This is a genomic window from Streptomyces rhizoryzae (assembly GCF_023155275.1).
Classification (GTDB): Bacteria; Actinomycetota; Actinomycetes; order Streptomycetales; family Streptomycetaceae; genus Streptomyces; species Streptomyces rhizoryzae.
The window spans coordinates 1-10,256 of record NZ_JALMUV010000087.1; the positions used below are offsets into that span (position 1 = coordinate 1).

Here is a 10,256-nt window from a genome sequence, read left to right on the forward strand (position 1 = left end):
CCCGCACCCCCTCACCCCCCGCCCGTCACCCCTCCCCCGCCACCGTGACCACCCCGTCGTTCAGCTCCAGCACCCGGTCGGCGAAGGTGAGGAGGGTGGCGTCGTGGGTCGCGACCAGCGCCGTGACCCCCTCGCCGCGCACGAGGGCACGCAGTAGTTCCATCACCTCCAGGCCGGTCTCGGCGTCCAGTTGTCCCGTCGGCTCGTCGGCGATGAGCAGGGCGGGACGGTTGGCCAGCGCGCGTGCGATGGCGACGCGCTGCTGCTGGCCGCCGGAGAGCTCGCCGGGTCGCTGGGCGGCGTGGTCGGCGAGGCCCACCAGGGACAGCAGGAGTGCGACGCGCGCCTCGCGCTCCCGCGCCGGGACCTTGCGCAGCCGCAGCGGTATTCCGACGTTCTCCGCGGCGCTGAGTATCGGTATCAGTCCGAACGACTGGAAGACGAAGCCGACGCGGTCGCGCCGCAGTTCCAGCAGTCCGTGTTCGCCGAGGTCGGCCAGGGGGGTGCCGTCGACGGTGATCCGCCCGGAGTCGGGGGTGTCCAGTCCGCCGATGAGGTTGAGGAGGGTGGTCTTGCCGGATCCGGACCGGCCGCGGAGCGCGACCAGTTCGCCGCGCGGCACGCTGCACGTCACGCCGCGCAGGGCGTGGACCGCTCCGGGGCCCGTCCCGTAGCTGCGGTGGAGGTCCTCCACGACGACCATCGCTCCGGCCGGCGCCGTGTCCGCGACGCCCGTGCCGGCGGTCGCCGGTCCGCTGCCTGCTCCACTGCTCCCGTTCATGCCATGTCCCCCGTTCTCGCCCTGGTCCCGACACCGCGGCCGGACACCCAACTGTCCTTCCCGTAAAGGAAGTTGCGAGCGTCCTCGGCTCGGCTTCCCGGCCCCCGCCGGGCGTTGTCCGCCTGCGGGACTTCAGTATGCGGAGCGGGCGCCGCGGGCGGCAATGGCTGTGGATAACTCGGGGAAGTGCAGGCCAGAGGGGGTAGGGGGCGGGGCGCCGTCACCCCGCCGCCCGCGCAGCGGGGACGGCCCCGGGGAAGCGTGTCCCCGGGGCCGTCCCCGTGGTGTGCCGGCGGGCCGTGGTCACCGCCGGTTCTGGGCCAGGTCGCGGAGTGCCACGTTGAGTTCCAGGACGTTGACCCGGGGTTCGCCCATGAAGCCGAGCTGGCGTCCTTGGATGTGGTCCTGGACGAGGCGCTGGACCCGGTCGGCGGGGAGGTGGTTCTCCTTGGCGACGCGGTTGGCCTGGAGGAGGGCGTAGGCGGGTGAGATGTCGGGGTCGAGGCCGGAGCCGGAGGAGGTGACGGCGTCGGCGGGGACCTGGGACTCGGGGACGCCGTAGGTGGTGGCGACCCAGTGCTTGCGTTCCTTGACGGCGTTGATGAGGTCGGTGTTGGTGGCGCCCTGGTTGGAGGCGCCGGAGACCTGGAGGTCGTACTGGGTGTTGACGCCGTTGGTGCGGTTGCTGCCGAGTCCGGCGGAGGGGCGGGGCTGGAAGTAGCGGAGGTCCGGGATGGGGTTGCCCTTCTTGTCGGTGCCCTTGTCGTAGCGCTGGCCGAGGAGGGCGGAGCCGACGGACTTTCCGTGTGAGGTGATCTCGGAGCCGTTGGCCTTGCCGGGGAAGGCGGCCTGGGCCACTCCGGTGACGACCAGGGGGTAGAGCACCCCGCAGACCACGGTGAGGACGAGCAGGGCGCGCAGGCCCGCGGTCAGCAACCGGGCGGTGTTGCGTACGGAGTTGTTCATGGCGGTCATCCGATTCCGGGGATGAGGGAGATCAGCAGGTCGATGAGTTTGATGCCGATGAAGGGGGCGATGAGGCCGCCGAGGCCGTAGACGGCGAGGTTGCGGCGGAGCATCTTGTCTGCGCTGACCGGCCGGTAGCGGACGCCCTTCAGGGCGAGCGGTACGAGGGCGACGATGATCAGGGCGTTGAAGATGATCGCGGAGAGGATGGCGGTCTGCGAGCTGTGCAGCCGCATGATGTTGAGGGTGTCGAGGCCGGGGTAGGCGACGGCGAACATCGCGGGGATGATCGCGAAGTATTTGGCGACGTCGTTGGCGATGGAGAAGGTCGTCAGGGCGCCGCGGGTGATGAGGAGCTGCTTGCCGATCTCGACGATCTCGATGAGTTTGGTCGGGTTGGAGTCGAGGTCGACCATGTTGCCGGCCTCTTTGGCGGCCGAGGTGCCGGTGTTCATGGCGACGCCGACGTCGGCCTGGGCCAGGGCCGGGGCGTCGTTCGTCCCGTCGCCGGTCATGGCGACGAGTTTGCCGCCGGCCTGCTCCCGCTTGATGAGGGCCATCTTGTCCTCGGGGGTGGCTTCAGCGAGGAAGTCGTCGACGCCGGCCTCGTCGGCGATGGCTTTGGCCGTCAGCGGGTTGTCGCCGGTGATCATGACGGTTTTGATGCCCATTTTGCGCAGTTCTTCGAAGCGTTCGCGCATGCCGTCCTTGACGACGTCCTTGAGGTGGATGACGCCGAGGACGCGGGGGCCGCTTTCGTCTTCGAGGGCGACGAGGAGGGGGGTGCCGCCGGCCTGGGAGATGGTGTCGGCGAGGGCGCGGGCGTCGTCGGTGACGTCGCCGCCGCGTTCGCGTACCCAGGCGAGGACGGATCCGGTGGCGCCCTTGCGGACCTTGCGGCCGTCGATGTCGACGCCGGACATGCGGGTCTGGGCGGTGAACGGTATCCACTCGGCGCCCGTCAACGTGTCGCCGCTGAACTCACCCTCGCGCAGGCGGTACTTCTCCTTGGCGAGTTCGACGACGGAGCGTCCTTCGGGGGTTTCGTCGGCGAGGGAGGAGAGCTGGGCGGCGTCGGCGAGTTCTTCCTCGGTGGCGCCGGGGACGGGGACGAACTCGGCGGCGCGGCGGTTGCCGTAGGTGATGGTGCCGGTCTTGTCGAGCAGCAATGTCGATACATCGCCTGCTGCTTCGACGGCGCGTCCGGACATGGCGAGGACGTTGCGCTGGACGAGGCGGTCCATGCCGGCGATGCCGATGGCGGAGAGGAGGGCGCCGATGGTGGTGGGGATGAGGCAGACCAGCAGGGCGAGCAGCACGATCATGGGCTGTTCGGCGCCGGCGTAGACGGCGAACGGCTGGAGGGTGACGACGGCGAGCAGGAAGACGATGGTGAGGGACGCGAGGAGGATGTTCAGCGCGATCTCGTTGGGGGTCTTCTGGCGTGCGGCGCCTTCGACGAGGTTGATCATGCGGTCGATGAAGGTCTCGCCGGGCTTCGTCGTGATCTTGATGACGATGCGGTCGGAGAGGACCTTGGTGCCGCCGGTGACGGCGCAGCGGTCGCCGCCGGATTCGCGGATGACGGGGGCGGATTCGCCGGTGATGGCGGATTCGTCGACGGAGGCGACGCCTTCGACGACGTCGCCGTCGCCGGGGATGATGTCGCCGGCTTCGCAGACGACGAGGTCGCCGACGCGGAGTTCGGTGCCGGGGACGTGTTCTTCGGTGGTGCCGTCGAGGCGGCGGGCGACGGTGTCGGTCTTGGCTTTGCGGAGGGTGTCGGCCTGGGCTTTGCCGCGGCCTTCGGCGACGGCTTCGGCGAGGTTGGCGAAGATGACGGTGAGCCAGAGCCAGGCGGCGATGGCCCAGCCGAACCAGTCGGTGGGTGCGGCGCAGGCGAAGACCGTGGTGAGGACGGAGCCGACCTCGACGACGAACATGACGGGCGATTTGATCATCACCCGCGGGTCGAGTTTGCGGAGTGCGTCGGGGGTTGAGGTGAGGAGCTGCCGGGGGTCGAAGAGGCCGCCGCCGACGCGGCCGTCGGCGGGTTGGGGGCCGCTGGCGGCGTCGTGTTCGGGGGTGCGGGTCGGGGTGGCGGTGGGCATGGAGCCGGGCTCCTCCGGTTTCACGGGGGCGGTCATGACAGTCCCTCCGCGAGGGGCCCGAGGGCGAGTGCGGGGAAGTACGTCAGGCCGGTGATGATCAGGATGGTGCCGACGAGGAGTCCGGCGAAGAGCGGCTTCTCGGTGCGGAGGGTGCCGGCGGTTTCGGGGACCGGTTGCTGTTCGGCGAGCGATCCGGCGAGGGCGAGGACGAACACCATGGGGAGGAAGCGGCCGAGGAGCATGGCGAGGCCGATGGTGGTGTTGTACCAGGGGGTGTTGGCGTTGAGGCCGGCGAAGGCGGAGCCGTTGTTGTTGGCGCCGGAGGTGTAGGCGTAGAGGACTTCGGAGAAGCCGTGGGGTCCGGCGCCGAGGGCCTTGGTGTTGAGCATGGAGGCCAGGGCGTCGGGGAGGACCATCGAGGCGGCGGTGAAGCCGAGGACGAGGGTGGGGGTGATGAGGATGTAGCAGGCGGCGAGTTTGATTTCGCGGGTGCCGATCTTCTTGCCGAGGTATTCGGGGGTGCGGCCGACCATGAGGCCGGCGATGAAGACGGCGATGACGGCCATGACGAGCATGCCGTAGAGGCCGGAGCCGACGCCGCCGGGGGCGATTTCGCCGAGCATCATGCCGAGGAGTTGGAGGCCGCCGCCGAATGCGGTGAAGGAGGAGTGGAAGGAGTCCACGGCTCCGGTGGAGGTGAGGGTGGTGGTGACGGAGAAGATCGCGGAGGCGCCGACGCCGAAGCGGGTTTCCTTGCCTTCCATGGCGGCGCCGGCGGCTTGGAGTGCGGGGCCGCCGTGGGCGAATTCGGTCCACATCATCAGGGCGGTGAAGCCGAGCCAGATGATGCCCATGGTGGCGAGGACGGCGTAGCCCTGTTTCACGTTGCCGACGAGCTTGCCGAAGGTGCGGGTGAGGGAGAAGGGGATGACGAGGATCAGGAAGATCTCGAAGAGGTTGGTGAAGGGGGTGGGGTTTTCGAAGGGGTGGGCGGAGTTGGCGTTGAAGTAGCCGCCGCCGTTGGTGCCGAGTTCTTTGATGACTTCCTGGGAGGCGACGGCGCCGCCGTTGGTCTGCTGGGTGCCGCCCATGAACTGGCCGATCCCGTGGATGGCGGAGAAGTTCTGGAGGGCGCCGCAGGCGACGAGGACGAGGGCGCCGATGACGGCGAGGGGCACGAGGATGCGGAGGGTGCCGCGGACGAGATCGGCCCAGAAGTTGCCGAGTTCGCCGGTGCGGGAGCGGGCGAAGCCGCGGACGAGGGCGATGGCGACGGCCATGCCGGTGGCGGCGGAGACGAAGTTCTGGACGGCGAGGCCGGCGGTCTGGACGAGGTGCCCCATGGCCTGTTCGCCGCTGTACGACTGCCAGTTGGTGTTGGCGACGAAGGACGCGGCGGTGTTGAAGGCTTGGTCGGGGCTGATGGAGGCGAAGCCGAGGGAGAGCGGGAGGTGTCCTTGGAGGCGCTGGAGGAGGTAGAGGAGGAGCACTCCGGCCAGGGAGAAGGCGAGGACGCCGCGGAGGTAGGCGGGCCAGCGCATCTGGGTGTCGGCGTTGGCGCCTATGCAGCGGTAGATGATCTTTTCCGCGCGCAGGTGGCGGGGGGAGCTGTAGACGGCGGCCATGTAGTCGCCGAGGGGGCGGTACGCCAGGGCGAGTGCCGCGATGAGTGCGGTGAGCTGGAGTACGCCGGCGAGTGCGGGGCTGAGGGAGCCCGCGGCGGTGGCGGCAGCTGTGGTCACCTCAGAACCTCTCCGGGAAGACGAGGGCGAGGACGAGGTAGCCGAGGAGGGCGACGGCCACGATGAGGCCGACGATGTTCTCGATGGTCACAGCTTCGTCACCCCCTTGGCGACGAGTGCCACCAGCGCGAAGACCGCGAGGGTGGCGACGACGAGGGCCGCGTCGGCCATCGGGCGCTCCTATGGGCGAACGGTTGGAAGGACCCCTAGAGCAAACCGCCGTTCTTCCGCCGCTTGACCGCTGTTGACGCCTCCCTTACGGCCATTAGCGTTCCGTTGACGCTTTTCTTACGCCTCCTGATCTGACCTGCACAAACGTGAAGGGGCCGTACCCCCTTCACGGGAGTACGGCCCCTGGTGACCGTCACGATTGAGCCGTCGCGGCGGGTATCGCCGCAGCGTGCGGTGGCGCGCCGGGTCAGCGGATCTCGGTGATCTCCGGTCCGCGTTCCAGGCGTTCCACGCCGCCGCCGAAGCGGGAGCCGCCGGCCTGTTCCTGCTGGACCCCGTCCGGCACCATCTGGGCGTCGTCGGGGAGCTTGAGGACGATCGGGTCGCGCGGTGCCATCGGGCCTTCGCCGCGGACGACGACGGTGTCCCGGAAGATGTGTTCCAGGACGCCGGCGGCCTGCGGCTGGACGGCGCCCTGCCCGGAGATCACCCCGCGCAGGAACCAGCGCGGGCCGTCGACGCCGACGAACCGCACGACCTGCACGCCGTTGGTGCCGTCGGGCAGCTGGACGGGGACCTGGGCGCGCAGTTCCCAGCCCAGGGGACCGTCGACCTCGTCGATGACGCCGCCCTGCTGGGTGATGCCTGCGGCGATCTCCTCGCGGACCTCGCCCCAGATGCCCTCGTTCCTGGGGGCGGCGAACGCCTGGAGCTGCACGGCGCTGTCCTGGAGGACGACGGTGGCGGCGACGATGGCGTCGCCGGCGACCTCGACCCGCAGTTCCATGCCCTCGACACCGGGCACGTAGAGGCCGCCGAGGTCGACCCGGCCCTGACCGGGCTCCTTGACCTCGGAGGCGTCCCAGGGGCCGTCGGGGCGCGGCGCGGGCGGAAGATTGAGCCGCTGCTGCGTCGCGTCGTCCTCGCCGTCCGTGCTCTCGTCGGGGAGCGCGGTGTCCTCGGCAGGCTCTGCCGGAGCCTCATTCTTCTTGCGACGTCCGAACACGTCACTGTCCTTCCCGGTCGCCACCGACCGATGCGTATTCATTCCCGCCCGTGGGGCCGCCCACCGCCGCATGACCGCCGGTGGATCCGAATCCCCCCTCGGCCCGCGCCGAGCCGGGAAGTTCCGCCACCTCGTGGAAGCGCACCTTCTCGACCTGCTGGACGACCAATTGGGCGATCCGGTCGTACTTCTCGAACCGCACGCTTTCCCGCGGATCGAGATTGACCACGATCACCTTGATCTCTCCACGGTACCCGGCATCGACCGTCCCGGGGGCATTCACCAGCGCCACTCCGCAGCGGGCCGCGAGTCCGGAGCGGGGGTGGACGAACGCGGCGTAGCCGTCGGGCAGGGCGATGGCGATGCCGGTGGGGAGGACGGCGCGTTCGCCGGGGGCGAGGTCGGCGGCCTCGGTGGTGACCAGGTCGACGCCGGCGTCACCGGGGTGCGCGGCGGACGGGACGGGCACGTCCGGGTCCAGGCGGCGCAGCAGCACGTCGACCGGATTCCGTAGCTGGCTCACGGGTTCACCTCGAAGGCACGTACGCGCTTGACCTGGTCCGGGTCGGCCATCGCCGCCCGGATCTCCTCGGTCCTTCCGTTGTCGATGAAGTGGTCGACCTTGACCTCGATGAAGACCGCCCGGGCGCGGACCGCGACGGGGCCGTCGGGGCCGCCTATCCGGCCTTCCGCGGCCGAGTAGATCTTGCGGCCGTGCACGGCGGTGACGTGGGCGCTCAGGTGCAGGACAGCACCCAGCGGCACCGGTGCCAGGAAGTCGGTCTCCAGCCGCCCGGTCACGGCGATGACCCGCAGCAGCCAGTTCAGCGAGCCGAGCGTCTCGTCCAGCGCGGTGGCCAGCACGCCGCCGTGGGCCAGGCCGGGGGCACCCTGGTGGGCCTCCTGGACGGTGAATTCGGCGGTCACGGTGACGCCGTCGCCGGCCCGGGCCTCCAGGTGCAGTCCGTGCGGCTGGCCGGTGCCGCAGCCGAAGCACCGGTCGTAGTGCGCGCCGAGGAGTTCGCCGGGGGCCGGCGCGTCCGGGTGCCGGACCGGGGCGGTGGCGTCCTCGGGCGGTGTCAGCCGCGTCCTGGGTTGGTCAGTTCCACTCACGAGTGCAGACCCTACCCGCGCGCGTAGCGGGCGGGTGCCGCCGTGCCAAGCTGGAGGCATGCAGTCGTACGAAGAACGTCTCACCGCGCCCCGTTCCTGGTGGGTGATCGCCGTGCTGATCGGTGTCGCCTGTGCCCTGATGCTGCTGCCCCTGGGGACGCTGCCGATGCTCGGCGGGCTGATCGGCGGCGCGGCGCTGTCCGCGGTGGCGGTGAGCTCGTACGGTTCGGCGCGGATCCGGGTGGTGGGCGGCGCGCTGGTCGCCGGGGACGCCCGGATCCCGGTGTCGGCGCTGGGTGAGGCGCGGGCGCTGGACGCCGCGGAGGCGCTGGCCTGGCGGACGCACAAGGCGGACGCGCGGGCGTTCATGCTGCTGCGGAGTTATGTGCCGACGGCGGTGCGGGTGGAGATCACCGACCCCGGGGATCCGACGCCGTACGCGTATCTGTCGACGCGGGAGCCGGAGCGGCTGGTGGCGGCGCTGGCGGCGGCGCGCGGCTAGCTACTCGCCCCTGGCGGACCCTGCGGGAGCCTGTGGGCCCTTCGGTCGTCCGCCCGGAGGGCAAGGGCGGGGCGCCGGCGGCAGGGCCTGGCGCTCCTAGCGCTCCCGGGGGCCGCCGGAGCCCTCGGGGAGGGCGTCCCAGGGGATCTGCCGGCGGCGCAGGTCCGTGCGGATCTTCTCGGCGAGTTTGCGGGTGTCGCGGCGGTTGAGGAACGCGCCGACCGCGGCGCCGACGAGGAACGGCGTGAGGTTGGGCAGGTTGCGCAGGGTGCGCTTCATGATCTGCTGGCGCAGTTCGCGGCGCATCTGCCCGCCGAGGGCCGCGTTGAGCGAGGCGGGGGCGGCGACGTCGATACCGCGTTCGTGCGTCCAGGAGGTCAGGTAGGCCGCGGTGCGGCGGGTGAGGTTGCCCGGGGGCCGCAGGCCGTAGACCTCGTGGAGTTCGGCGATGAGCTTGATCTCCAGGGAGGCGACGCCGGCGACCTCGGCGGCGAGTTCGGCGGCCATGGCGGGCGGTACGGGCAGCATGGCGGCCGCGCCCACGCCCGCGCCGACGGTGGCGGTGCCCGCGCAGGCGCCCGCCACCAGCTTGTCGGCCAGTTCCTCGGGGGTCAGGCCGGGGAACTGGGCGCGCAGGGTGGCGAGGTCGCGGACCGGGATCCTGGGGGCGGTGGCGATGATCCGGTCGGCGATCGCGCCGAGCGCCGACCGTACGCCGTCGCGGCCCCTGAGGACGCCGCGGGTGGCGGCGGCCGCGAGTGAGGCCGGCCGGGCCCGCGCCCGTAGGCCACCGGTGGTCCGTTCCTCGGGGAGGGCGGTCGGGTCGGCGGGCACGGGCGCGGATTTCTCGCGTGGTCGTGCGCCGGCCGCCGGACCGTTGCCGCCCTCGCGGCCCTTGCGGAACGGGTTCACGCCTGGCACGGCGTAGGCCGGTCAGGCCGCGCAGTCGCGGCAGATCGGGTTGCCGTTCTTGTCCTCCGCGGCCAGCTGGCTGCGGTGGTGGACCAGGAAGCAGCTCATGCAGGTGAACTCGTCCTGCTGCTTGGGCAGGACGCGCACCGCGAGTTCTTCGTTGGACAGGTCGGCGCCGGGGAGTTCCAGGCCCTCGGCCTGCTCGAACTCATCGACGTCGACGGCCGAGGCGGACTTGTCGTTCCGCCGCGACTTCAGTTCCTCGATGCTGTCCTCGTTGAGGTCGTCATCGGTCTTGCGTGGAGTGTCGTAATCCGTAGCCATTTCGCTCTCCCCCTCTGGGTGTCTGCGGTGTCTCAGCGCTCGTAACGCGTGAGAGGCCGGACTTGTGCCCGACCTGAGGCGGAGATTTTGCCTCACATCAAGGTCTGTTACTCAATCGACACCCAACCGCACCCCTGAAGAGGTGATCGGTTTGGATGGCGATCAGGACCGTACACGGTCCGAAAGTCGCACCTCGCGCAGCCCATCACGTGTACTTCCCGTGATCAGAGCCCCGTGAAACCCGGATTTTCCCGGCTTTCCACCGGGCATTTCGATCACGGAGCGTAGATGGCCGGAAAGGGCTCTCTGTGAGGGATCACACACGGTCGGGGCGGCGGGCGGACCCGCCGAATTCCGCGCAAAGCGAACTCCGGCGAAGGATCCCCGGAGACCCCCCTTCGCGTCAAACCGGAAAGCCGGACGGGTCGTGACCGGAATCCCTGTACGGCCGCGGGAGGCGCGGCCGTACGCGCCGGTAACCAGAATTCCGGCCCGTCGCGCGCAGCCCGTCCAGCGGCCGCACAGGGGCCCTGCCGCCGGTGTCAGAGCGGCAGGACGACGCGCATGTCCAGCCCGCCGCCTTCGCGGGGGACGGCGGTGATCGTGCCGTCGTGGGCGCGGACCACCG

Annotated in this window: 11 protein-coding genes; 1 reads left to right on the forward strand and 10 read right to left on the reverse strand. The window is 70.6% G+C overall.

Annotated elements, in window-relative coordinates; all coding sequences use genetic code 11:
* Positions 1-25: 25 nt before the first annotated feature.
* The 8 genes from MUU72_RS34410 to MUU72_RS34445 form a co-directional block, all read right to left on the reverse strand.
* Positions 26-703 carry an ABC transporter ATP-binding protein gene (locus MUU72_RS34410; RefSeq protein ID WP_248017400.1) on the reverse strand — a complete coding sequence of 226 codons (678 nt, stop codon included), beginning with the start codon at positions 701-703 and terminating at the stop codon, positions 26-28.
* 381 nt (positions 704-1,084) lie between these two features.
* Entirely contained in the window at positions 1,085-1,747 is a 663-nt protein-coding gene (gene kdpC / locus MUU72_RS34415) for a potassium-transporting ATPase subunit KdpC (protein WP_248017393.1), read from the reverse strand.
* A 5-nt stretch (positions 1,748-1,752) separates the two neighbouring features.
* Complete coding sequence (gene kdpB / locus MUU72_RS34420) at positions 1,753-3,858, reverse strand: potassium-transporting ATPase subunit KdpB (RefSeq protein ID WP_248017401.1); 2,106 nt, start codon at positions 3,856-3,858, stop codon at positions 1,753-1,755.
* Positions 3,859-3,890: 32 nt separating this feature from the next.
* A complete protein-coding gene (gene kdpA / locus MUU72_RS34425; protein ID WP_248017394.1) occupies positions 3,891-5,600 on the reverse strand; it encodes a potassium-transporting ATPase subunit KdpA in 1,710 nt (569 codons plus the stop codon).
* 1 nt (position 5,601) lies between these two features.
* Positions 5,602-5,691: a K(+)-transporting ATPase subunit F gene (gene kdpF / locus MUU72_RS34430; protein ID WP_016575741.1), complete on the reverse strand. Its 90-nt coding sequence runs from the start codon at positions 5,689-5,691 to the stop codon at positions 5,602-5,604.
* 327 nt (positions 5,692-6,018) lie between these two features.
* Positions 6,019-6,777 carry a DUF3710 domain-containing protein gene (locus MUU72_RS34435; RefSeq protein ID WP_248017395.1) on the reverse strand — a complete coding sequence of 253 codons (759 nt, stop codon included), beginning with the start codon at positions 6,775-6,777 and terminating at the stop codon, positions 6,019-6,021.
* 1 nt (position 6,778) lies between these two features.
* Positions 6,779-7,300, reverse strand: coding sequence for a dUTP diphosphatase (gene dut, locus MUU72_RS34440; RefSeq protein ID WP_248017396.1), 522 nt, complete (start codon positions 7,298-7,300; stop codon positions 6,779-6,781).
* Entirely contained in the window at positions 7,297-7,890 is a 594-nt protein-coding gene (locus MUU72_RS34445) for a PaaI family thioesterase (RefSeq protein ID WP_248017397.1), read from the reverse strand. Before MUU72_RS34445 ends, dut begins: the two co-directional genes overlap by 4 nt.
* A gap of 58 nt (positions 7,891-7,948) precedes the next feature.
* Between MUU72_RS34445 and MUU72_RS34450 the strand changes: the two genes are divergently transcribed.
* A complete protein-coding gene (locus MUU72_RS34450) occupies positions 7,949-8,392 on the forward strand; it encodes a DUF3093 domain-containing protein (protein WP_248017398.1) in 444 nt (147 codons plus the stop codon).
* Between the two features lie 96 nt (positions 8,393-8,488).
* Here MUU72_RS34450 and MUU72_RS34455 read toward each other — a convergent pair whose 3' ends face one another.
* Together MUU72_RS34455 and MUU72_RS34460 are read right to left on the reverse strand one after the other, a co-directional pair.
* Entirely contained in the window at positions 8,489-9,313 is an 825-nt protein-coding gene (locus MUU72_RS34455; protein WP_372503298.1) for a hypothetical protein, read from the reverse strand.
* A 12-nt stretch (positions 9,314-9,325) separates the two neighbouring features.
* On the reverse strand, positions 9,326-9,628 hold the full coding sequence (locus tag MUU72_RS34460; RefSeq protein WP_016575747.1) for a DUF4193 domain-containing protein: 303 nt from the start codon (positions 9,626-9,628) through the stop codon (positions 9,326-9,328).
* Between the last annotated feature and the right edge of the window lie 628 nt (positions 9,629-10,256).

Excerpts from the sequence above, each read along its gene's own strand:
- MUU72_RS34410 (WP_248017400.1), bottom strand. The coding sequence starts at position 703 with ATGGTCGTCGTGGAGGACCTCCACCGCAGCTACGGGACGGGCCCCGGA.
- kdpC (WP_248017393.1), bottom strand. The coding sequence starts at position 1,747 with ATGAACAACTCCGTACGCAACACCGCCCGGTTGCTGACCGCGGGCCTG.
- kdpB (WP_248017401.1), bottom strand. The coding sequence starts at position 3,858 with ATGCCCACCGCCACCCCGACCCGCACCCCCGAACACGACGCCGCCAGC.
- MUU72_RS34450 (WP_248017398.1), top strand. The coding sequence starts at position 7,949 with ATGCAGTCGTACGAAGAACGTCTCACCGCGCCCCGTTCCTGGTGGGTG.
- MUU72_RS34460 (WP_016575747.1), bottom strand. The coding sequence starts at position 9,628 with ATGGCTACGGATTACGACACTCCACGCAAGACCGATGACGACCTCAAC.